Origin of the sequence: Streptomyces galbus, from assembly GCF_005280195.1 — a bacterium.
GTDB classification, from domain to species: Bacteria; Actinomycetota; Actinomycetes; order Streptomycetales; family Streptomycetaceae; genus Streptomyces; species Streptomyces galbus.
In genome coordinates, this window is record NZ_SZPR01000036.1 from 76,683 (window position 1) to 102,584 (window position 25,902).

The window sequence follows — 25,902 nt, forward strand, 5'->3', positions numbered from 1 at the left end:
CGACGGTGTGCGTCCCCTCAGCCGCGGCGCAACTCGGCGACGTTCTCGCCGAATTCACGCTTCAGGGCCCTGCCGAGGTGCTTGGGATCCAGTACTCCCCAGCGGGCCGCGATCGCGGCCGTCGAGACGTGCGCCGAGGCGGGGTCGAGGAGGTCCCGGCGGATGCGCAGCAGGCGTTCGTGCCGTACCCAGGCGGCGAAGGTGAGGTCACAGCCCTTGAAGAGCGCGTGCAGGTGCCGGACGGAGATGTGGTGCCGGCGGGCGACCTGCTCCGCGCTCAGCCGGGGATCGCCGAGGTGGGCCAGGACGTAGGCGCGGATGCGGTCGACGAGGTCGCTGCCGACCGGCACCTGCTCGGGGGAGGTGTCGGCGAACGCGGCGAGCAGGAGCGCGGTGAGGGCGTCGGCCAGGTGCGTGCCGGCCGCGCCCCGTCGGGGGAGGTCCTCGTCGGTCGCGGACAGCGCGTGGCCGAGGAGCGCGCCGATGCATCCCGCCGTGGGCACGGGGCGTGCCGTGCGGCGGCTGATGGGGCTCGCGTACCCGCCGAGGCTCGCCCGGGGGACGCAGACCACGGTCATGTCGATGCGGTCGGCGCCGACCAGCCGGTAGGGCCGGGTGTTGTCGCAGACGAAGAGTTCTCCGGCCCTCACCCTGGTGGTCCGGTCGGCCTGGGCCGCCATGACCGGGCCCCGGTGGTGCAGGTTGAAGTGCATCCATTCCACGTCGGTGGAGGTGATGCTGCGGCTGTCCCGCGTCACCACGCCGGCCGTGGCCCGGACACGGGCGACGACCACGGGCCCCACGACCGTGTGGTCGACCACGGCCTCGAACCCCCGCGGGTCGGGTTCCGTCACCCGCAGCGGGGCGAACAACCCCGACGCCACCGCCTCGAACGACTCGGTTCCCCGTAAGCGGATACCCCTGCGGTCTGACATGCCGATGCGCCCCCAGCCCCCGTTTCGCACAAAAACCCTACAGCGGTGTCCCGGGGTGGTGCACGGACCGGGAGCGGTGAGGCGCAGACACCGGGCGGCCGCCCGCGGATCTCCCTGTCGGTACCGGCACCTACGCTGTCCCCAGAAGTCGATCAAGGAGTAGGACCGTGCGGATAGAGCGTCACCAGGTGGGCGGAGCAGCCGTGTCGGCTGCGCGTGAGGACTTCACGAACCGGATCGGGCGCACGGTGCGTTCCCTGTCGCAGAGCGGCCGGATCGGCACCTCCGCCTGGCAGGCGATCGCCGACGAGTTCCTCGACCACCTGGGCGCGCTCTCCGTCGAAGCGCCCGACCTCGACACCCCGGAAGCCCGAGCGGTGCTCAACGGCGCGGCCGAGGCGGCGGCCGGTGCCGTCGCCTACGCGGCGTACCACCCGCACTCCTCGTTCCAGGTGTTCCTGGAGTACGTGAACTTCGGCACGGGCTACGACCCGGGCGACGACGCCCCCGTGGAGCACATCAGCCCCCGGAAGTGGGTCGACGCGCTCTGCCTGGCCGTCCTCCGGGACCAGGTGGAGCGGCACGGCGAGGCCTTCCACTTCGCGCGTCAGAAGTTCGCCGGCGACGTCCGGGGAACCCCCGCCGGGGAACTCGCCACCGGGCTGACGGCCGTGGTCCTGGACGACACCGGCACCACCGAGGAGTACCCGCCGACCGCACCGGCCAAGGTCGCCGCCGTCGACGCCGCCCTGCGACGGATCCGTGTCCGCGCCGACGAGACCGGCGAGCCACTGCTCGACCAGCCGGACAGCGCGGCCCTGCGCACGCTGCGCGCCCTGGCCGCCGGGGACCGCCCGGCCTTCGACGCCGCGCTCGCCGAGGTGCTGCTGGCCCACTCCCGCCTGCACGGCGGCCCCTCGGCCGCACCGAGCAGCCTGCTCCCGCTGGTCCCCCTCGCCCTGGCGGCGCTGGCGTACCGGACGCGGGGCTGGGCGCCCGCCGTGCGCACCGACTACCTTCCGCACGCCTGGGTCACCGGCTTCGAGCACCAGGGCCCCCGGGTCGCCGGGTTCGGCCGCGACCGGCGGCCGGACGCCGTCGCCGCGCTCGCCGCCGGCCCCCTCGTGGTGGAGCGGCCGGACGACGACCGGACCCTGGATCCGGAGGTCGTCGCCTTCTACCAGGAGCAGCTCCGGGAGGCGCTCACCCCCACCGGCGACGAGCCGGCCTCCTTCTCGGCGCTGGTGTGGGCCCTGGATGATCAGGAGCGCCTGTTCAAGTGGCGTGCGGCCGCCCCCGGCGGCGTCACGGACGCCGTGCTCGCCGACCTCCGGCTCGCCTCCCGGATGGCGTCGGCCGTCTTCCGGATCGCCCTCGCCGAGCCCGGGACCGAGGTGGAGGTGACCCTCGACGGCCGCCCGCTGCGCTACCGGGCCCGGCGGGGCGAGGCCGCCGGTGCCGGCAGCTGGCACAGGGCCACGTCCCTCGCCCTGATCACGGGCGTGCGCGAGGACCTGGCGCCCCTGGTCCTCACCGGACCCCTGTTCACCGGGCCGGACGGCTCCGCCTTCGCCGCGTACCGGCAGGCCCTGCACGCCTACTTGACGGGCGCCGATCCCGAGCGGGCGGCCCAACGGGCGCTGGAGCAGGACGCGAAGGCGAAGGGCTGGGGGTTCGCCATGCCGCCGGCCGTGCTGCTGTCCCAGCTCGTGGAGGGCGACGAGGAGAGCTTCGACCTGGCCCTCGCCGACGCCCTCGAAGCCCACCGTGCCTACTACCAGGTCGCCGACCGCGCCGACGATCCCGACGCGGGCATCAACCTCGACATCCTCGGTCTGGCCTGCCACGCCCGCCGCCGTGGCTGGGCCGTCCGGGTCGAGTCGCCGTACCTTCCGCAGAGTGTCCTGCGGGAGGCCCGAGCGTTCTGAGGAACGGGGCCGGGTTCTCGGGCTCCCGCCGCCACTTGCCCAGGCTTTACCGCGCGGAGCCCGGGAACCGCGACCGACCTCGACCACTTTCCATCGCGTATGACCGCGCGGAACGGCACTTCGGATCGGTTTCCGGGCGGTGGTTGACAACGTTCGCGTGGGTCTCCAGGCCGACCAGCAGCGTCTACTCCACCGCACCGAACCCCGGGTCAGCGCCTTGTGCTACCCGGAGTTGGACGTGACGCAGCAGTGCGGCCGCAGGACGGCATGATCCGCGACTACATCATCTGGCGGAAAAAATGCGCGTCCGCTGACACCTCCGCGGCGCCGGAAAGCGGGCGAATCTCGTCGGATACGGATATAGGTGTATCGACATGAGCCGGAGAGGCGCCGCTGGTTCGGCGGGAACCGCGTGGGTCCGGGGATTCGGCCGTTTCCGGTGACGGTTCCTCAGGGGCCGCTGCCCAGCGGCTCGTTGGGAAGTGCGCGGCTGTCCGGGCCGTGGCCGGCGCCCCCTCCCGGTGCCGCCTGGAGAGGCTCCGGAGCCGGCGCTCCGGTGGGACGTGACCTGCCCGTGCAGGGCTGGTGGCGGCGGACGGCGCCGCTGTCAATTCCTCGATCCGGCCGAGTCGATGGGCTCTCCGGCGGCCGTCGTGCGGCCCGGACGGCGGCTCCGGGGGTGGTACGCGGGGTGGCGGGACGCGCGCCGATTTTTCTTCCACACCCCGGGTTTGAGTGTGAAACGGCGGGATACACGCGGTCATTGGCGGGTTGCTGAACGGCCACCCCCTTCGATTTCGGGGGGTTGCCTTCCGGTGACCCAACGTGAAAACTGTGAGCGCACTCGGCCCGGACGAACTGTGTCGAAGCGCAATCTTTACCCGTACACCGTGGGACGAGGGAGTTCGCGCAGGGCCGCTGCGCGTGAGAGATCACTGGGGGGACGTAGTGGTGTCTGCAAGGTGTCCTGGCCGCAGGGTGCCAGGCTGCGCACGTGCGGGTCGGTCCGCCGCCCGGCGGGCGTCCGGCCCGCTCGCGACCGCCGTCCCGCCGTCCCTGTTCCGCCCCCAGGTCCGCTGACCGGCCGGACCGGCCACATCCGGGCGGCGGACCGGCCGCCGACCGCAGCCGGCCGACCAGGCCGGGGCACGCACCGGCCACCTGGCACGGAGCGACACCACCCCGCGGGGCCGCCGTCCGACGGCCGCGGCCCGACGGCCACCGCTGCCCGCGGCCGACCACACGGCACCACCGGTGGCCCACCGCCGGGCCCGCGCGTCCTCACCCAAGGAGAAACGGTGACAAGCACACAACTGACCGGGGCCGAATCGCCCCTTGACGCGTTACCCGGAAGATGGCGGTCCTTACGCGACGCGGGGCCCGTGACGTACGACGAAGAGCGGCGGCAGTGGCACGTCGTGGACCACCAGGGCGTCGCGGCGATCCTGTCGGACCCGGCGACGTACTCCTCCGACATGACGCCGATCGCCCCGACCCAGGAGGACTTCGAGACCTTCACCCAGGGCAACTTCGTCGGCATGGACCCGCCGGAGCACCGCAAGCTCCGCACCCTGGTGAGCCAGGCCTTCACCCCGCGCGTGGTCCACGGACTCGCGCCGCGCATCGAGGCCATCTGCGCCCGGCTGTTCGACGGTGTCGCCGACCGCGACCGCTTCGACCTGGTCGACACCCTCGCCTACCCCCTGCCGATCATCGTGATCGCCGAACTCCTCGGTGTCCCCGCCGAGGACCACCGGCTGTTCCAGGAGTGGGCCGCGACCCTCTTCGGCGGCGACCAGCTCGGCGACAGCCTCGACATGGCCGACCTGGAACGCGCACTGGAGGCCATCGCCCCGACCGTGCGCGAGATGAACGGCTACGTGCTGGACCACATACGCCGGCGCCGCGCCGACCCCGGTGACGACCTGACCAGCAGACTCCTGTCCGCCGAGGTCGACGGGACGCGCCTGGAGGACCAGGAGATCGTCGGCTTCGTGGCCCTGCTGCTGGTCGCCGGGCACATCACCACCACCGCGCTGCTCGGCAACGCCGTGGTCACCTTCGACCGCCACCCCGGCACGCTCGCCGCGCTGCGGCAGGACCCGGCCCGGGTGCCCGTCGCCGTGGAGGAGGTCCTGCGCTGGCTCCCGCCCTTCCCCGAGCTGGGCCGGCGCACCACCCGCACCGTCGAACTCGGCGGCCACGAGATCCCGGCCGACACCCTGCTGATGGTCCACCTGGGGGCCGCCAACCGCGACCCCTCCCGCTTCACCTCGCCGGACGTCTTCGACCCGGCCCGCGATCCCAACCCGCATCTGACCTTCGGGCACGGCATCCACTTCTGTTTCGGCGCCCCCCTGGCCCGGCTGGAAGCCCGTATCGCCCTGCAGATGATGATGGATCGTTTCCCCACCATCGCGGTGCCCTCGTACGACGACGTGACGTACCAGAACCCGGCCGTCATCGTCGGCGTGCGCCACCTGCCGATCGTCGTCACCAGGCCGTAAAGCACGTCGACGCGCACCCCCGCACCGCTCACCGCGGGCCGGCGCGTCCGCTCTCCCGCACCCGCTCTCACCAGGAGTGACGTCCCCATGCCCTACTCGACCGCCGCGCCGGCCACCGACCGGCCATCGGCCCCCTCACACCACGAGTTGCGCAGTCACCTCGACTCCCTCGCGCGCATCCACCGCGTGCCCGGCGCCCAACTCGCCGTCCACACCGGAACCCACCTCCTCAGCCTCCACACCGGCACGGCCGACGCCCTGGCGAACACCCCGTTCACCGCGCGGACCGCCGTCCCCCTGGGCTCCGTCACCAAGGTCGCCACCGCCACGGCCGTCCTGCTCCTCGCCGACGACGGCGACATCGACCTGGACGAGCCCGTCAGCGACCTGCTGCCCGACTTACCGGGAGAGCTCCCCGACGTGACGGTCCGTCATCTGCTGAGTCACACCGCCGGCCTCCCCACCGGACCTGACTCCGACAGCGCCGTCGGCACCACCGCCGCCCGCTACCTCTCGACGGTCTGGACCGCCCGGAACACCCTCTTCGCACCGGGCACCGGGTTCTCGTACTCCAACGCCGGTTACGTCGCCGCCGGCCGCATCCTGTCCGAAGTGACGGGCATGACCTGGCAGGAAGCGGTGACGGCGCTCGTCCTCGAACCCCTGGGCATCGTCCCCGCCTTCCTCGGTGACGCCGCCCCCGCGCGGCCGCTCGCCAGCGGCCACGCCCTCAACACGGCGACCGGCCTGGTGCGCCCGGCCCACCAGAACCTCGCCCCGGTGGAGGCCCCGGCCGGAGCCCTGCTGGCGAGCGCCGAGGACCTGGTCACGCTGGGCAGAGCCCTGATCGGCAGATCGACCGCACTGCCGGCCGCCGTCGCCGACCGGATGCGCCGGCCCGAACCGGCCGCCGACGCCGGTGCGCTGGCGGACTCCTGGGGCCTGGGCCTCGCCCTCTTCGAGCAGGACGGCCGCACGTGGTGGGGCCACGACGGCAACGCGCAGGGCACCTCCTGCCACCTGCGGGCCGACGCCGACAGCGGCATCGTCGTCGCCTTCACCGGCAACGCCGGCGCCGCCACCGCCCTGTGGCGCGACATCGCCGCGGAACTCACCCGGGTCACCGGCGTCCGCGTGCCCACCGGTCCGTCCGCCGACACCCGCCGCGGACCCGCCGTGACGCTCACCGATTGCGCCGGGACGTACCGCAACGGGGGCATCGAGTACAAGGTCAAGCTCGACGGGGACGGCAAGCCGACCCTGTCCGTCGACGGCGACTACCCCCTGCCGCTGGTGTGCTACGCGGACCTGTCCTGCGACCTGGTCGACCCGTCCACCGACCGGCTCGAACCGGGCGGCCGCTTCCACCGCGACCCGGTCACCGGGGCCATCGACCGCCTGCAGATATCCGGGCGCACCGCGCGCCGAATAGGCACCGGCTGACCGCGCGCCGCACCGGCACCGGCCGACCGCGCGCCGACCCGCCGCGCGCCGACCGGCACCGACGAGCCGGAGACCGGCCCCCGCGACGTCCCCCCGTGCGCGCGATCGACGCCGACTGACCGTGCGCGCGGACGACGCCGACGAGCCGTGCGCGCGGCCACGCCGACCTGCCGCGCGCCGGTGCACCCCGGCCGACCGCCGGCCGGCGCCGTCCGACCGCGCGTCCGGACCCGCACCGTCCGGCCGCGCGGGACCGGCACGGCCCGGTCGCGCCCCGCACCCGCACCCGCCCCGTACGCAAGGACTCCCGCCCCGCTCCGGTGTGCCCACGGGCCGCCGTCCAGCGGCGCGGCGGGCCCGCGCGCCGCCACCGCCCGAAGGACTGCACCCCGATGACGGACCTGCACGCCCAGCGCCCCGCCACGCCCCCGTCGGCCGGCTCCGTCCCGCCGGCCCCCGCTCACGCCGCCGCCCGTCACGTGCCGCTCGGGGAGCTGTTCACCCGGCAGGTGACGCGCGACCCGGACGCCCCCGCGGTCACCGACGGCCGGCGCACCTGGTCCTACGGGGAACTCGCCCACAAGGCCGGCCGGCTCGCCGCCCACCTCGCCGCGCACGGCGCCCGGCCGGAGCGGACCGTGGCCCTGGTCCTGCCGCGCTCGATCGAACTGATCGCCGCCGAGCTGGCCGTGGCCCTCGCCGGGGCGGCCTTCCTCCCCGTAGACCCCGACTACCCCGCCGAACGACGGGAGTTGATGCTCGCCGACGCCGCGCCCGCCGTCGTCCTGGACGACCTCGCCCGGGTCCGCGCGCTGCTGGACGGCGAAGGCGGGGAACCGGACCCGGCAGACGCGGACCCGGGCCCGGACGTGAGCGGGGTGCGGCCCGACCACGCCGCGTACGTCATCTTCACCTCCGGCTCCACCGGCACCCCCAAGGGCGTCACCGTCACCCACCGGGGCATCGCCGGGTTCGCCGCGGCCGCCGCCGAGCGCTACGCCGTGGGCCCCGGCGACCGCGTGCTGCAGTTCTCCTCGCCGAGCTTCGACGCCTCCGTACTGGAGCTCTTCATCTCCGTGCTGTCCGGCGCCGCCCTGGTCGTCCCGCCGCACGGGCCCTGGCTGGGGGACGAACTGGCCGCCGTCCTGGCCGAACACCGCATCACCCACACCCTCATACCGCCCGCGGCCCTCGCCACCCTGCCCGACCCGGCGGAGCTCGGTGGCCTGCCGTCGCTGCGCACCCTGATCGTCGGGGCCGAGGCGTGCCCGGCCGCCCTCGTCGACCGGTGGGCCCCCGGCCGCCGCATGATCAACTCCTACGGGCCGACCGAGGCCACCATCGTCGCCACCTGGACCGGCCCCCTGGCCGCCGGCACCGGGACCCCCACCATCGGCGGCCCCCTGCCCGGCACCGAGGCCCACGTCCTGGACGCGGCGTTGCGTCCGGTGCCGGCCGGCGCCGAGGGCGAACTGTACGTGGGCGGCGACGGACTGGCCCGCGGCTACCTCAACCGGCCCGGACTGACCGCGGCACGCTTCGTCGCCCACCCCGCCGGACCGCCCGGCGCCCGGCTCTACCGCACCGGCGACCGGGTGCGCCGACGCGACGACGGCGAGCTGGAGTTCCTCGGCCGCGCCGACCGGCAGGTCAAGGTCCGCGGCTTCCGCATCGAACCCGGTGAGATCGAGGCCGCCCTGACCCGGGACCCGCAGGTCCGCGAGGCCGTCGTCGTCGTCCGCGACCAGGAGCCCGGCCGCGGCCGGCTCATCGGCTACGTCACCCCCGCCGACGCCGCCCGCGGACCCGAGCCGGCCCGGCTGCGCGCCGCCCTCGCCGCCGCCCTGCCCGTGCACATGGTGCCCTCGGCGATCGTCGTGCTGGACGCGCTGCCGCTCACCCCGCAGAACAAGATCGACCTCAGGGCACTGCCCGCCCCCGGCACGGCGCCGGCCGAACGGCACGTCGCCCCGCGCACCGACGGCGAACGGACCCTGGCCGCGATCTGGGCCGACGTCCTCGGCGTCGACACCGTCGGCATCGACGACGACTTCTTCGACCTGGGCGGCGACTCGATCCTCGCGGCCCGGGTGCTGACCCGCATCCGGGAGGCGTCCGGCGCCCGGCTCACCCTGCGCGACGTGTTCACCGCGCGGACCGTCGGCGCGCTCGCCCCGCTGACCGCCGAGCCGTCCGCCGCCCCGCCGGAGCCGATCCCCGCCGCCCCGCGCTCCGCGCCCGTCCCGCTCTCCAGCGCCCAGCGGCGCCTGTGGTTCCTCGACGACCTCACCGACGGCGGCACCGAGTACAACACCGGCGTGGCGCTGCGGCTGCGCGGCCCCCTCGACGCGCCGGCCCTGGAACGCGCCCTGCACCGGCTCGCCGCCCGCCACGACTCCCTGCGCACCACCTTCGCCACGGTCGACGGACAGGGCGTCCAGCTCGTCGCCCCCGAGCCGGACCTGCCGTTGCGCACCGCCGACGTCGGGCACGTGCCGGCCGACCGGCGGGACAGCGCCGTCGAGCGCCTGCTGACCGAGGAGCTGCGCCGGCCCCACGACCTGACGACCGGGCCCCTGACCCGGGCGCTGCTCGTCCGCCGGGCAGCCGAGGACCACGTCCTGCTGCTCGCCCAGCACCACATCGTCACCGACGGCTGGTCGGTCGGCGTCCTGACCCGGGACCTGGCCGCGCTCTACCGCGCGGAGGCCGCGGGAGACCCCGACGGGCTGCCCGAACCCGGCGTGCAGTACCCGGACTTCGCACTGTGGGAGCGCCGGCGGCACACCGCCGACGCCCACGCCGACGACCTCGCCTACTGGAGACGCCACCTCGCCGGCCTCCAGCAGCTCGACCTGCCCACCGACCGGCCGCGGCCCGCGGTGCGCACCACCGCGGGCGCGGCCCACCGCCAGGACGTACCGCGCCACCTGGTGGACCGGCTGCGGCAACTGGCCGCGGGCCGCGACACCACCGTCTTCACGGTGTTCGCCGCGGCGGCGGCCGTGCTGTTCGCCCGCTACTCGGGACAGCGGGACGTCGCGTTCGGCACCGTCACCAACGGGCGGGACCGCCGCGAACTCGAGGACGTGACCGGCTTCTTCGCCAACACCGTGGTCCTGCGCGGCGAGGTCGACGACGCCGCCACGGTGGACCGGTTCGTGCAGAGCATGCGCGCGACCGTGCTGGACGCGTTCGCCCACGACGGCGTGCCCTTCGACCGGGTGGTCGAGGAGCTGGCCCCGCCCCGCGACCCCAGCCGCACCCCGCTGGTGCAGGCGCTAGTGGTGCAGCAGGCGGCTCCCGCCCGGCCGCCGGTCGCCGCCGGACTGCGCATCGAGGACCACCCGCTGCCCCGCCCGGCCGCCCGCTTCGACCTGGTGCTGGAGTTCGCGCCGCGCGCCGACGGCGGGCACGAGCTGACGGTCGAGTACAACACCGACCTGTTCGACGCGGCGACCGTGGCCCGCATGGCCCGGCAACTGCGCCACCTGCTCGAAGGGATGGCGGACGGCCCGCAGCGGACCCTGGCCGACCTCCCGCTGCTGACCGACGACGAGCGGCGCGTGCTTCTGGACTCCTGGAACCCGCCCGCGGCGGCCGCGGACCCGGCCGCCGACACCACGCTCCCCGCGCTGTTCGAGGAGCAGGTGACCAGGACGCCCGGCCGTACCGCTGTGACCTGCGGCGACGCCCGGCTGGACTATGCGGGCCTGAACCGGCGCGCCAACCGTCTCGCCCGTCTGCTCGCGGCGCGCGGCGCGGGTCCTGAGTCCCTGGTGGCGCTGTGCCTGCCGCGCACCGCCGGCCTGCTGCCGGTGCTGTGGGCCGTCCTGAAGTCGGGCGCCGGCTACCTGCCGGTCGACCCCGCCTACCCGGCCGAGCGCATCCGCTTCATGCTCACCGACGCGGCCCCCGCCCTCGTCCTCGCCACCCGGGAGACCGCGCACGCGCTGCCCGAGGACTGCGAACCGCTGCTGCTGGAGGACGTGGCACCCTTCCTCACCGAGGCCGCAGCCGACGCCACGGACCTGGCCGGTGCCGACACCGACCTCACGGACACCGACCTCACGGACGCCGACCTCACCGACGCCGACCTCACCGACGCCGACCGCACGGCGCCGCTCCACCCGTCCCACCCGGCCTACGTCATCTACACCTCCGGCTCCACCGGCCGGCCCAAGGGCGTGGTCGTCACCCACCGCAGCGTGGCCGCGCTGGCCGCCTGGGCGCGGGACACGTTCGGGGCGCGCGGCTTCGCCCACGTCGTGGCCTCCACCTCCCTCAACTTCGACGTGTCCGTCTTCGAGCTGCTGTGCCCCCTGCTGGCCGGCGGCAGCGTCGAAGTCGTCGCCGACCTCACGGCCCTGGCCGACCTCCCCGCGCCCGCCGACGGATCGGGCCCGTACCGGGCCGGACTGCTCAGCGGCGTCCCGTCCGCGCTGTCCCGGGTGTTCGGCGGCGCGGGCGCCCTGGCGGTGGACACCGTCGTCCTGGCCGGTGAGGCGCTGCCCGCCCGCACCGTCCGCGACATCCACGACGCCATGCCCGCGGCCGAGGTGGCGAACATCTACGGCCCCACCGAGGCCACGGTCTACGCCACGGCCTGGTTCTCCGGCGGCACGGTGCCCGACCAGGCCCCGCCCATAGGGCGCCCCGTCGCCCGCACCCGCGCCTACGTCCTGGACCACCTGCTGCGCCCCCAGCCGCCGGGCGTCACCGGCGAGTTGTACCTCGGCGGCGGCGGACTCGCGCGCGGGTACCTGCACCGCCCCGGCCTGACCGCGGCCCGCTTCGTCGCCGACCCGTTCGGCGTTCCCGGGCAGCGCATGTACCGCACGGGCGACCTGGTGCGCTGGAGCTCCGACGGCCAGCTCGAGTACCTCGGCCGCGTCGACCAGCAGGTCAAGGTGCGCGGCTTCCGCATAGAGCTCGGCGAGGTCGAGGAGGCGCTGCGCGGCTGCGCGGGTGTTGCCGAGGCCGCCGCCACGGTCCGCGACGGCGACGGCCACCGCCGCCTGGCCGGGTACGTCGTCCCGGCCCCCGGCGCCACGGTGGAGCCCGAGGCGGTCCGCCGCGCCCTCGGCCGCACCCTGCCCGACTACATGGTCCCGTCGGCCGTCGTGGTGCTGCCCGCCCTGCCGCTCAACCCCAACGGCAAACTGGACCGCGCCCGGCTCCCCGACCCGGCGCCCGCCGAACGCACCGCCCGCCACGTCGCGCCCCGCACCGCGACCGAACGGACCCTGGCCGCCATCTGGGCCGGCGTCCTGCAGGTGGAGCGGGTCGGCGCGGACGACAACTTCTTCGCGCTGGGCGGCGACTCCATCCTCAGCATCCAGGTCGTGGCCCAGGCCCGGCAGGCGGGCCTGACGATCAGCTCGCGGGACCTCTACCAGCACCAGACGCTCGCCGCTCTGGCCCGCCGCGCCGACGAGGCCGGCAGCCGGCGCCGAACCGCCCCGGCCGCGCCCGTCGAGGCCACCGGCGCCGCGCCGCTGACCCCCATCCAGCACTGGCTCTTCGACAGCGCCGCCGAGCGGGCCGGGCACTTCGCCCAGACGCTGTCGCTCGACCTGCCCGCCGACGTCGACGAGAGCGCGCTGCAGGCTGCCCTGGACGACGTGGTCGCCCACCACGACGCGCTGCGGTCCCGGTTCCTCGCCGACGGATCGGGCGTCCGCTGGCTGATCGACGGCCCGGCCGCACACTGCCGCCTCGTCCGCCACACCGGGCCGGACACCGACACCCCGCACCTCGGCCGGTACGACCTGGACCACGGCCCGCTGCTGCGCGCCGTCCTGCACGACCGGGGCGACGGACGGCCGCCCGTGCTGCACCTGTCCGTCCACCACCTCGTCGTGGACGGCGTCTCCTGGCGCCTGCTCCTGGAAGACCTCGAACACGCCTACCGCGCCCGCCGCGAGGGCCGGGACGGCGCGGCCGCGCTGCCCCGCAAGTCCTCCCCGCTGCGGCAGTGGGCCGAGCGCCTCGCGGCGCACACCGCCGCCGGCGGCTTCGCCGCGGAGAAGGCGTACTGGTCCCGGCAGACCGAGGGCGTCCCGGCGGCCCTGCCCACCGACCGGGAGGGCACCAACACCTACGCCTCCCAGCGCTCGGTGACGGTCCGGATCGGCGCCGAGGACACCGACCTGCTGCTGCGGACCCTCCCGGAGACCTACCGCACCCGGGCCAACGACGTCCTGCTCGCCGCGCTCGGCCGGGTGCTGTGCGGCTGGAGCGGCCACGAGCGGGTCCTGGTCGACGTGGAAGGACACGGCCGCGAGGACCTGTTCGCCGACGTCGACACCAGCCGCACCGTCGGCTGGTTCACCACCCGCCACCCCGTCGCCCTGGCCGTGCCGCCCGAGGACGACTGGGACGGCGTGCTCAAGCAGGTCAAGGAACACCTGCGCGCCGTGCCCCGGCACGGCATCGGCCACGGCGCGCTGACCCTGCCGGGCCGCGACGGCGCACCGCTCCCGGCGACCAGTGCCCAGATCAGCTTCAACTACCTGGGCCGGTTCGGCCTGTCCGGGACCTCCGGGGAGGGCCTGTTCCGCGGGCTGGCCCGCCCGCTGGAGCTGGACGCCGACCCCGCGTCGACGCGCCCGCACCCCCTGGAGGTGGTGGGGCGCCTCGACGGCGACAGCCTGGAGTTCACCTGGTTCTACTCCGACCGGCTGCACCGGGAGGAGACCGTCGCGGACCTCGCGGAGCGCTACGCCGGCGCGCTGGCCGGGCTCGCCCGGCACGCGGCCCGGCCCGGCGCCGCCGGACGCACCCCCTCCGACTTCCCGCTGGCCCGGCTCGACCAGAGCCACGTCGACCGGATCGCGGGGGAGGACCCGGCCGGCCTCGAGGACGTCCACCCGCTCACGCCCACCCAGGCCGGCATGCTCTTCCACCGCCTCTCCCAGGCCGACCGCGGCGTGTACTTCCAGCAGTTGACGTTCGTCCTGGACGGCGTGCCCGACCCGGCGGTGCTGGCCGACGCCTGGCAGCGGGTCACCGACCGCACCCCGGTGCTGCGCGCACGGGTGGTGTGGGAGGACGTGCCCGAGCCGCTGCTCGCGGTGCAGCGCCGGGCCGCCGTACCCGTGGAGTCCGCCGACTGGCGCGGCCTGACCGCCGCCGAGCAGGACGAGCGGCTGCGCGACCTGCTCGACCGCGACCGGGCCCGGGGCGTCGACCTGACCCGCGCCCCGCTCCAGCGCCTGGTCCTGGCCCGCGTCTCCGACGCCGCGGTGCGCGTCGTGTGGTCCTTCGACCACCTGATCCTGGACGGCTGGAGCCTGTTCCAGGTCCTGTCCGACGTGTTCGCCTGCCACTCGGGCCTGTCCGGCACCGCACCGCTCGTGCTGCCCGAGCGCCGCCCGTTCCGCGACTACGTCGCCTGGCTGCGGGAGCACACCGAGGCGGCCGAGGGCGAACGGCACTGGCGGGCCCGCCTGAACGGGCTGGCCGAGACCACCGCGCTGCCCTTCGACCGCGAGCCCCGCGAGAGCCACCGCGCGGAGTCCACGGCGGCGGTGCGCGTCACCCTGCCCGAGACGGTCACCAAGTCCCTGCTGGACGTGGCCAGGACGGCGGGCCTGACGGTCAACACCCTCGTCCAGGGCGCCTGGGCGGTGCTGATGAGCCGTCAGGCGGGCCGCGACGAAGTGGTGTTCGGCACCACCGTGTCCGGACGGCCGCCGGAGCTCCCCGGCGCCGACGCCATCACCGGCCTGTTCATCGCCACCCTGCCCACCCGCGTGCGGGTGCCGCGCGACGAGCCGCTGCTCACCTGGCTGGCCCGGCTCCAGCAGGAGCAGAGCGAGGACCGGCGCCACGACCACGTGCCGCTGCACCGGATGACGGCGTACACCGACCTGCCCGAACGGGCCGCCCTGTTCGACAGCATCGTCGTCTTCGAGAACTACCCGGTCGACGACGACCTCGCCGCCGCCCACGGCCTGCGGCTGACCGGCCTGGAGGGGATCGAGACCACCAACTACCCGCTCAGCCTGGTCGCCTACCCCGGCACGGAGCTCGCCCTGCGCCTCGGCTACGACCCGGACCTCTTCGACGCCGCCACCGTGGAGCGGATGGCCGAGTACCTCACCGTCCTGCTGGAGGGCTTCGCCGCCGCCCCGCGGTCCGTCCCCGCCCGGCTGTCCCTGCTGACCGACGCCCGCCGCGAGCAGGTGCTGCACGCCTGGAACGACACGGCCACGGACGCGCCCGTCACCACCACCGCGGACCTCTTCGCCGCCCAGGTGGACCGCACCCCCGACGCCGTCGCGCTGCTGGCCGGCGACGAGCGGCTGACCTACCGCGACCTCGACACCCGGGCGCGTGCCCTGGCCGGCCGGCTCGCCGCGCTCGGGGTACGCCCGGAGGTCGCCGTCGGCGTGCTCATGGACCGCTCCACCGCCCTCGTCGTCACCCAGCTCGCCCTCGCCCGCCTCGGCGGCGTGTACGTCCCGCTCGACGGCCGGGCCCCCGGGGACCGGCTGCGCACGATGCTCACGGAGGCCGGCGCCGAGCTGCTGCTCACGGACGCCGAATGGCACGCGACGGCCGCGGACCTGCTCCCCGAGGGACACGTCCTGCGCCCGGACCTGGACACCGACGGGCCCACCGCGGACCTCGCCACCGTGCCGCGCGTGCACCCGGACAACGTGCAGTACCTCATGTTCACCTCCGGCTCCACCGGCAACCCCAAGGGCGTGGCCGCTCGGCAGCGGGACGTCGCCGCGCTCGCCCTCGACCGTTCCTTCGCGAGCCACGACCGCGTCCTGGTGCACTCCCCGCACGCCTTCGACGCGTCCACCTACGAGCTGTGGGTGCCCCTGCTGCGCGGCGGCACGGCCGTCCTCGCCCCGCCCGGGGAGCTGGACGCCGCCGCCGTACGCCACGCCATCACCGAACAGGGCGTCAGCAGCGTGTTCCTGACGATCGGCCTGTTCCGCCTGTTCGCCCAGGAGGACCCCGCCTGCCTGCGCGGCGCCCGCGAGGTGTGGACCGGCGGCGAGGCCGTGCCCGGCGCCGCCGTACGGCGCGTGCTGGACGCCTGCCCCGACCTCACCGTCGTCGACGTGTACGGCCCCACCGAGACCACCACCTTCGCCACCCGCCGGCCCTTCCGCGCCGGCGACACCCTGCCTGCGGCCCTCCCCATCGGCCGCCCCCTCGACGACACCCGCGCCTACGTCCTGGACGGCGCCCTCCAGCCGCAACCGCCCGGCGTACCGGGGGAGTTGTACCTCGCCGGGGCCGGGCTGGCCCGCGGCTACATCGGCCGCCCCGGCGCCACCGCGGCCCGCTACCTGGCCGACCCCTACGGACCGCCCGGCGCACGGATGTACCGCACCGGCGACATCGTGCGCTGGAGCGCCGACGGCGACCTGCACTTCGTGGGACGTGCCGACGACCAGATCAAGATCCGCGGCTTCCGCGTCGAGCCCGCCGAGATCGAGGCGCGGCTCACCGCCCACCCCGCGGTCGCCGAGGCGGTGGTGTCGGTGTCCCGGCACGAGGGACGCAAGCGCCTGGTCGCGCACCTGGTGCCGGCCCCCGGCGCCACCGTGCCGCAGACGGCCGAGCTGCGCGCCCACGTGGCCGCGGAACTGCCCGACTACATGGTCCCGGCCGCGTTCGTGCCCCTCGCCGAGCTGCCCCTGACCACGAACGGCAAGGTCGACCGGCGCCGGCTGCCCGCCCCCGAGTGGTCGGCCGCGGCCGACAGCGCCTACCGCGCGCCGCGCACCGAGGCGGAGCAGGTGCTCGCGGGCATCTGGGCCGAGCTGCTGGGCGTGGAACGCGTCGGCCTCGACGACCACTTCTTCATGCTGGGCGGCGACTCCATCGTCAGCATCCAGGTGGTCTCCCGGGCCCGCACCGCCGGACTCGCGCTGACCCCGCGGGACCTGTTCCGCCACCCCACGCTCGCCGCCCTGGCCGCCGCCTCGACCGGCGCCGTCGCGACCGTCGCGGGCACCGGCACGGTCGCGGGCGAGGTGCCCCTCACCCCGATCCAGCACTGGTTCCTCGACGCCGAACCGCCGCGCCCGGAGTACTTCAACCAGTCGGTGGTCGTCGAGACCGGCGAGGACGTCGATCCCGGCGCCCTGCAGGCCGCACTCGCCGCGCTGTGGACCCACCACGACGCCCTGCGCGCCCGCTTCGCCCGCGCCGCCGACGGCACCTGGGGCCAGGAGTACACCGCCGCGGACGCCGACGTACCGGAGCTGCTGCGCACGCACGACCTGAGCGGCCGGGACGCCGACGCCGCCGCGGCGGCCGAGGCCCGCCTCACCCACGAGGCGCACACCGGCTTCCGGCTGGACACCGGGCCGCTGATCGCCGCCCGCCTGTTCACCGGCGGCGGCCGGCCCCCGCGCCTGCTGCTGACGGCCCACCACCTGATCGTCGACGGCGTCTCCTGGCGCGTCCTCCTGGAGGACCTGGAGACCGCCTACCGTCAGGCCAGGAGCGGCGAGCCGGTCCGGCTGCCGCAGCGCACCACGTCCGTGCGGGAGTGGGTGCGGCGGCTCACCGCCCGCACCGGCGAGGCGGACCTCGCCGCGCAGCGCGCCCACTGGGCCGACGTCTCCCGGCACTGCGCCGCACCCCTGCCGGTGGACCTCGACGGCGGCAACACCGCCGCCGACCTGCGCGCCGTGACCGTACGCCTGGACCGACAGCGCACCGAGGACCTCCTGCGCAAGGTCCCCGGCGTGTACCGCACCCGCGTCGACGACGTCCTGCTGACCGCCCTCGGCCGCGTCCTGGCCGACTGGACCGGCCGCAGCACCGTCGCCGTGGGGCTGGAGGGACACGGCCGCGAGGACCAGCACTTCGACGACCTCGACCTGTCCCGCACAGTCGGCTGGTTCACCAGCCTCTTCCCGGTCGCCCTCCGCCTGCCCGACGGCGACTGGGGCGCCGCGCTCAAGGCCGTGAAGGAACAGCTGCGGGCCGTACCCGACCGGGGGATCGGCTACGGCGCCCTGCGCCACCTCGCGGGCGACGAACGGCTCGCCGGCGCGCCGCTGCCCGGCATCAGCTTCAACTACCTCGGCCGCTTCGACTGGTCCGCCGCCGGCGCCGAGCTGGTCCGGGCCGTGCCCGGCGGCCTGGACGGCGCGGAGGACCCCGGCGCGCCCCGCCCGCACCTGCTCGACGTGGTGGCCCGCGTCGAGGACGACGAACTGGAGATCACCTGGCACTACAGCGGCGGCCGCCACCGCGAGGAGACCGTCGCCTCCCTCGCCGGGGGCATGCTGCGCTCGCTGGAGGAGATCGTCGCGCACTGCGCCGCCCCGCGGGCCGGCGGCCGCACCCCCTCGGACTTCCCGCTGGCCCGGCTCGACCAGGCCGCCGTGGACCGCGTCGTGGGCGACGGCCGCGGCGTCGAGGACGTGTACCCGCTGACCCCCATGCAGGCGGGCATGCTCTTCCACAGCCTGATGGACCCGCAGGGCCGCACCTACGTCAACCAGGTGCAGGTCGTCCTGCACGGCGTCACCGACCCGCACGCCCTCGCCGGGGCGTGGCAGGACACGGCGGACGCCAACGCGATCCTGCGCACCCGCCTGGTGTGGCAGGAGACCGCCGAACCCCTCCAGGTGGTCGAGAAGCGGGCCGCCGTGCCCGTCACCCACCACGACTGGACCGGCCGGACCCCCGAGTGGTGCGCGCGGGAGACGGAGGCGCTGCTGGCCGCCGACCGCGAGGCGGGCATCGACCTCGGGGCGGCCCCGCTGATGCGGCTCGCCCTGATCCGGCTGGCCCCCGACCGGGTGCGCATGGTGTGGACGTTCCACCACGTGCTGCTCGACGGGTGGAGCGCGGCCCAGGTGTTCGACGAGGTGTGCGAGCGGTACGCGGCCCGCACCGCCGGCCGCCGCCCGCAGGTGCCCGACCGGGCCCGCTTCGCCCGCTACCTGGAGTGGCTGGCCGGCCAGGACACCGCCCGCGCCGAACAGCACTGGCGGGACACCCTCGCCGGGTTCGCCGTACCCACCGAACTGCCCCGCGACCGGCGCTCCGCCGACACCCACGGCGCGTCCTCCTCGGGCACGGTCCGGGTCGCCCTCGGCAAGGAGGTGTCGGCCCGGCTCAGGGACACCGCCCAGCGGGCCGGGCTGACCGTCAACACCGTGCTCCAGGGCGCCTGGGGCCTGCTGCTGCACCACTACGGTGGCGGCGACGACGTCGTCTTCGGCACGACCGTGTCGGGCCGCCCGGCCGAACTGCCCGGCGTCACCTCGATGGTGGGCCTGTTCATCAACACCCTGCCCACCCGGCTGCGCGTCGACCGGCGGCGCCCCCTGCTGGAGTGGCTGCGCGACCTGCAGGCCGCGCAGTCCGAGTCGCGCCGCCACGACTTCGTCTCCCTCGCCCAGCTCCAGTCCTGGAGCGAAGTCCCCGGCGGCACCGGTCTGTTCGACAGCATCGTCGTCTTCGAGAACTACCCGTTCGACGCGGGCGCCCTGGCCCGGCACGGACTCGCCGTCGAGCAGGAACGCGACGTCGAGCCGACCAGCTACGCGCTCAGCGTGGTCGTCGCCCCCGGTGACGACGTCACCGTGAGCCTCGACTACGACCCGGTCGCCTTCGACGCGGCCACCGTCGAGGGGATCGGCGCGAGCCTGCGCACCCTGCTGGCCCAGTTCGCCGCCGGCGCCGACCGCAGCCTGGCCGACCTGACCGTCCTCGAACCGGCCGACGGACGCCGCCTGCTGGACCGCCTCGCCGGACCCGGGGCGCGGCTGCCGCGGCGCACCCTCCCGGACGCCTTCGCGGACCAGGTCGCCCGCACCCCCGACGCGCCCGCCGTCCTCCACGGCACCGATGAGTTGACGTACCGTCAGCTCGACGAGCGCGCCAACCGGCTCGCCCGCCTGCTGATCGAGGCCGGCGCCGGACCGGAGCGGTTCGTCGCCCTGGCCCTGCCCCGTACCGCCGACCTGATCGTGGCGCTCCTCGCGGTCCTCAAGAGCGGCGCCGCCTACCTGCCGGTCGACCCCGGCTACCCGGCGGAGCGCATCGCGTTCCTCTTCGAGGACGTACGGCCCGACGCGGTCATCACCAGCGCGGAGACCTCCGCACGGCTGCCGCAGGGCCCCTGCACGCGGATCGCCCTGGACGACCCGGACTGGGCCGCCCGGCTGGCCGCCGCGTCCGCCGCGCCCGTCGGCGACGGCGAGCGGCACGGCAGGCTGCTGCCGGACCACCCGGCCTACGTCATCCACACCTCCGGCTCCACCGGCCGGCCCAAGGGCGTCGTCGTCGCGCACGCCTCCGTGGTGGCGCTGACCGACTGGGCCGCCGCCGAGTTCAGCGGCCGCGGGCTCGCCCACGTCGTGGCGTCGACCTCGCTCAACTTCGACGTGTCGGTGTTCGAGATCTTCTCGCCGCTGCTGGCGGGCGGCCGGGTGGAGGTCGTCCGCGACCTGCTGGCCCTCGCCGAGCGGACCGAGCCGTGGCGGGCCGGGCTGCTCAGCGCCGTCCCGTCCGCCCTCGGCCGGCTGCTGGCCGAGGACACCGTGCACGTGGGCGCCGACACCGTCGTCCTGGCCGGCGAGGCCCTGCCCGCCCGCGCCGTCCGGCAGGTGCGCGCGGCGGTCCCCGGCTGCCGGGTGATGAACATCTACGGCCCCACCGAGGCCACCGTCTACGCCACCGCCTTCACCTGCGACCCGGCCGACCCCGACCGGGTGCCGCCCATCGGCCGGCCCGTCGGCGGCGCCCGCGCCTACGTCCTGGACACCCGCATGCGGCCCGTGCCCGTCGGGGCGCCCGGCGAGCTGTACCTCGCCGGGACCGGCGTGGCCCGCGGCTACCTGAACCGGCCCGGCCTGACCGCCGGCCGCTTCCTCGCCGACCCCTTCGGCCCGCCCGGCAGCCGCATGTACCGCACCGGTGACCTGGTCCGCTGGAGCGCGGACGGTGACCTGCTGTACCTCGGCCGCTCCGACGACCAGGTGAAGGTGCGCGGCTTCCGCATCGAACTCGGCGAGCTGGAGGCCGCGTTGGCCCGGCACCCGCAGGTCGCCGCGGCCGCCGCCCGCGTCGTGGAGCACGACGGCCACAAGCGTCTCGTCGGCTACGCCGTGCCCCGCGCCGGCGACCTCCCGGCGCCGGCCGAGCTGCGCGCGTTCCTCGCCCGCACCCTGCCCGACCACCTGGTCCCCGCGGCCGTGGTGCCCCTGGAGCGGCTGCCGCTGGGCGCCACCGGCAAGCTGGACAGGCGCGCCCTGCCGGAACCGGTGTGGTCCGCCGCCGTCACCGCGCAGGACACCCGCCCGCCGAGGACCGCGACCGAGCAGACCCTCGCCGCGATCTGGGCGCAGGTCCTCGGCGTGCCCGAAGTGGGCGCCACCGACAACTACTTCGCGCTCGGCGGGGACTCCATCCTCGGCATCCAGATCGTCTCCGCGGCCCGCCGCGCCGGACTGTCCCTGACGCCCCGTCACCTGTTCGCCCACCAGACGATCGCCGAGCTCGCCGCCGCGGTGGACACCACACCGGCCGGCCCCGCTGCCGCCACGGCCGACCAGGGGCCGGTCGTCGGCGACGTCCCCCTCACCCCCGTACAGCACTGGCTGTTCGACACCGTCACCGGTGACCCGGCGCACTTCACCCAGGCCGTCTCCTTCGAGGTGGCGCCCGACACCGACGAGGCGCTGCTGCGCGCCGCGCTCGCGGCGGTCCTGGAACAGCACGACGCGCTGCGCATGCGCTACGAGCCCTCGGGCGACGGCCGGTGGCGGCAGGTGGGCACCCCGCCCGGCGCCGCACCCCACCTGGAGGTGCACCGCGCCCCGCAGGAACCGGCCGACGTGGCCGCCGGGTTGTGCTCCGCGTTCGACCTGGCGGGCGGGCCCCTGCTGAAGGCCGCCCTGTGCCACCGGGACGGCGGCCGGCCGTCCGTCCTCCTGCTGGCCGCCCACCACCTCGTCGTCGACGCGGTGTCCTGGCGGGTGATCCTCGAGGACCTGGAGGCCGCCCACCGGGCGCTGAGCGCCGGCGGGACCCCCGACCTGGGCGCGAAGACCACGTCGTTCCGCGACTGGGCGCGGCGCCTGGCCGCGCACACCGCCGACGGCGGCTTCGACGACGAGGTCGCCCACTGGGGCGCCCTGCACCCCACCGGCCTGCCGGCCGACTTGTCCGGCGCCAACACCGCCGTGGACGAGGAGACCGTGACCGTGGGCCTCGGTGCCGAGGAGACCCGGCGCCTGCTGAAGGAGGTGCCCGACGCCTACCGCACCCGCGTCAACGACGTCCTGCTGACCGCCCTCGGCCGGGTCCTCGCCCGCTGGACGCAACAGGACCGGGTGGTGGTCGCCCTGGAGGGCCACGGCCGCGAGGACCTCTTCGACGGCGTCGACCTCTCCCGCACCGTCGGCTGGTTCACCACCATGTTCCCCGTCGGCCTCGACGTGCCCCGCGACGCCGACCTCGGCACCGCGCTGAAGACCGTCAAGGAGAACCTGCGCGCCGTACCGCGCGGGGGAGTGGGCTACGGCGCGCTGCGCCACCTGCACCCGACGGCGGGAGCCGGCCTTCCCGCCCTCCCGCAGATCGCCTTCAACTACCTCGGCCGGCAGGACCGGAGCGCCGGCGGGGACGGCCTGCTGGGGGCGCCCCACGAGGGACTGACCGGCGGCATGGACCGCTCGGCGGAGCGGCCCCACCTCATCGACGTGCTCGGCCGCGTCACCGACCAGCGCCTCGAATTCACCTGGTCGTACTCCCGCGGGGTGCACCGGCCGGAAACCGTCGCCCGCCTCGCCGAGGAGACGGCGGAGGAACTGCGCCGGATCGTCGCGCACTGCGCCGAGCCCGGCGCGGGCGGCCGCACCCCGTCCGACTTCCCGCTGGCCCCCCTCGACCAGGCCGCCGTCGACCGGCTCGTCGGCGACGGCCACGACGTGACGGACGTCTACCCGCTCACCCCCACCCAGACCGGCATGGTCGTGCACGGCATGGACGAGCCCGGCGAGGGCCTCTACGTCGAGCAGATCACCTTCGTCGCCGACGGCGTGCGCGACCCCGCGCTGCTCGCGGACGCCTGGCAGCACGTCGTGGACGCCACGCCCGTGCTGCGCACCGCCGTCGCCCTGACCGGGGTGCCGGTCCCGCTGCAGACCGTGCACCGCCACGTGCCCCTGCCCGTCACCCGCCTCGACTGGACCGGCCTCGACCCGGCGGAGCAGGAGGGGGCACTGCGCCGCCTGCTCGACGAGGACCGCGCCCGCGGCATCGACCTCGGCCGCCCCCCGCTGCTGCGCGTCACCCTGATCCGGCTCGGCCCGGACGAGGTGCGCGTGGTGTGGACCTTCCACCACGTCCTGCTGGACGGCTGGAGCGTCTTCCACGTGCTGTCGGACGTCCTCCAGGCGCACGCCGCGCTCGCCGCCGGGACCGAGCCCCGCCTCCCGGCCCGGCGGCCCTTCGCGGACTACGCCGCCTGGCTGGCCGGCCGCGACGGCGCCGCCGCCGAGGAGCACTGGAAGGCCGTCCTCGCCGGGTACGCCGCGCCGACCCCGCTGCCCTACGACCGCAGGCCCGCCCCGGGCGCCGCCGCCCGGTCGGGCACCTGGCTGTCGCAGCGGCTCGACGCGGCCGGCACCGCCCGGCTGACCGACTTCGCGCGCCGCCACCGGCTCACCCTCAACACCCTGGTCCAGGGCGCCTGGGCGCTGCTGCTGGCGCGCTCCGGCGGCGGGCGGGACGTGTGCTTCGGCACCACGGTCTCCGGCCGTCCCGCCGACCTGGCGGGCGCGGACACCATCACCGGCCTGTTCATCACCACGCTGCCCGCGCGGGTCACCGTGGACGAGTCCACCGCGTGCCCCGCCTGGCTGCGGGAGCTGCAGGCCGCCCGCGCCGAGGACCGGCGCTTCGACCACGTCCCGCTGACGGACCTCCACCAGTGGAGCGACGTGCCCGCCGGAACGCCCCTGTTCGACAGCCTGCTGGTGTTCGAGAACTACCCGGTCGGCGACGCCACCGCCGGCGCGCACGGCGTGCGCGTGCACGGCCTGGACGCCCGCGAGGCGACCAACTACCCGCTCACCGTGGTGATCTCGCCCGGTGACGAGCTGACCGTGGAACTCGGCCACGACCCGCGGTACTTCGACGAGGCCACCGCCGAGGCCCTGGCCGCCCGGCTGATGCACACCCTGACCGCCCTGGCGGCCTCCGGCGACGAGGAGCCGCTGCGGACGGTGGACGTGCTGCCGCCGGCCGAACGCCACCGGCTGCTGCACGCGCCCGCCCGCCCGCAGCAGGCGCCGCCGCCCCCCGTGACGCTGCCCGAGCTGATCGAGGCCGCCGTCGACCGGTGGCCCGGCGAACCCGCCCTGGACACCGGGGAGTCCACGCTCACCTTCGCGCAGGCGGAGGCCCGCGCCAACCGGCTGGCGCACCGGCTCATCGCCCGCGGGGCGGGCCCCGGCGACATCGTCGCGCTGGTCCTGCCGCGCTCGGCCGACATGGTCCTCGCCCAGCTCGCCGTGGCCAAGGCGGGCGCCGCGTTCCTGCCGGTGGACCCCGGCTACCCCGCCGAGCGGGTCGCGCTGATGCTGCGCGACGCGCGGCCCGCCGTCACCCTGACCGCCGAGGAGGTCGCCGACCTGCTCGCCGCGCCGCCCGACGGCACGCCGGACCACCGCCCCGCCGACCCCGACCGCGTCCGCCCGCTGCACCTCGACGACCCGGCCTACGTCATCTACACCTCCGGCTCCACCGGCACCCCCAAGGGTGTCGTCGTCACCCACCGGGGCCTCGCCCCGTTCGCCGCCGCCGAGGCCGCGCACTACCAGGTCGGCGCCGGGGACCGCGTGCTGGCGTTCGCCACGCCCAGCTTCGACGCCTCCGTGCTGGAGCTGTGCATGTCCCTGCCGCACGGCGCGGCCCTCGTCGTCCCGCCGCCCGGACCGCTGCTCGGCGACGAACTGGCCGGCGTCCTGCGCGACGCGCGCATCACGCACACCCTGCTGCCGCCCGCCGCGCTCGCCACCCTCCCGCCGGACACCCCCGGCACCCTGCCCGACCTGCACACCCTGATCGTCGGCGCCGACGCCTGCCGGGCCGAGCTGGTCGCCCGCTGGGCACCCCACCACCGGATGATCAACTCCTACGGGCCCACCGAGGCCACCGTCGTCGCCACCTGGTCCGACCCGCTCGCACCGGACGGCGAGGCACCGCCCGTCGGCCGCGCCCTGCCCGCCACCGCCGCGTACGTCCTCGACGCCGGCCTGCGCCCCGTCCCCGACGGAGTGCCCGGCGAACTGTGGCTCGCCGGACCGGCCCTGGCCCGCGGCTACCTGCACCGCCCCGGCCTGACGGCGACGCGCTTCACCGCCGACCCGTTCGGACCGCCCGGCGCCCGCATGTACCGCACCGGCGACCTGGTCCGCCGCGACGCCCGCGGCGAACTGCACTACCTGGGCCGCACCGACCACCAGCTCAAACTGCGCGGCCACCGCATCGAGGCCGGCGAGGTGGAGGCCACCCTGGTGCGCCACCCGGCCGTCCTGGACGCCGTGGTGAGCGTGCGGGAGGACGAGCCGGGGCTGCCGCGCCTGGTCGCCCACGTGCTCGTCGCCCCCGGCGCCGAACCGCCCGCCGGCGCCGACCTGCGGGCCCTGGCCGCCCGCACCCTGCCCGGCCCCATGGTGCCCTCGGCGTTCGTGCCGATGGACCGCTTCCCGCTCACGGAGAACGGCAAGACCGACCGGTCCGCACTGCCCGCCCCCGCCCCGCAGACGCGGCAGCCCGACGCCGCGTACGTACCGCCCCGCACCCCCACCGAGGAGGCCGTCGCCGCCCTGTGGGAGGAGGCCCTGGAGACCTCCGTGGGCGCCGAGGACGACTTCTTCGCCCTGGGCGGCGACTCCCTGCGCGCCCTGCTCATCGCCTCCCGCGCCAACGACACCTTCGGCGTGCACCTCACGCCCCGCGACGTCCTGGTGGGCCGCACCGTCGCCGCCCTGGCGGACCTGGTGGAGGAACAGGTGCTGAGCGAACTCGAAGACGCCGCACGCGGCGACAGCGACCACGAAGAACGGTGAGGACCGGACGACC

The 25,902-nt window shown here is 75.7% G+C and carries 5 protein-coding genes; 4 read left to right on the forward strand and 1 reads right to left on the reverse strand.

Annotated features, from left to right (window positions below; genetic code table 11):
* Window positions 1–17: 17 nt before the first annotated feature.
* The gene (locus E4U92_RS33730) at window positions 18–935 is read right to left on the reverse strand and encodes an AraC-like ligand-binding domain-containing protein (protein ID WP_229863318.1); all 918 of its coding nucleotides are present in this window, start codon (window positions 933–935) and stop codon (window positions 18–20) included.
* A gap of 203 nt (window positions 936–1,138) precedes the next feature.
* Here E4U92_RS33730 and E4U92_RS33735 point away from each other — a divergent pair, with 203 nt between their 5' ends.
* From E4U92_RS33735 to E4U92_RS33750, 4 genes are all read left to right on the forward strand, one after another.
* A complete protein-coding gene (locus E4U92_RS33735; protein ID WP_229863309.1) occupies window positions 1,139–2,863 on the forward strand; it encodes an immunity 49 family protein in 1,725 nt (574 codons plus the stop codon).
* Window positions 2,864–4,161: 1,298 nt separating this feature from the next.
* Window positions 4,162–5,370 carry a cytochrome P450 gene (locus E4U92_RS33740; protein ID WP_137304252.1) on the forward strand — a complete coding sequence of 403 codons (1,209 nt, stop codon included), beginning with the start codon at window positions 4,162–4,164 and terminating at the stop codon, window positions 5,368–5,370.
* Window positions 5,371–5,457: 87 nt separating this feature from the next.
* Window positions 5,458–6,813: a serine hydrolase domain-containing protein gene (locus E4U92_RS33745; protein ID WP_137304253.1), complete on the forward strand. Its 1,356-nt coding sequence runs from the start codon at window positions 5,458–5,460 to the stop codon at window positions 6,811–6,813.
* Window positions 6,814–7,205: 392 nt separating this feature from the next.
* Entirely contained in the window at window positions 7,206–25,889 is an 18,684-nt protein-coding gene (locus E4U92_RS33750; protein WP_137304254.1) for a non-ribosomal peptide synthetase, read from the forward strand.
* Window positions 25,890–25,902: the final 13 nt, after the last annotated feature.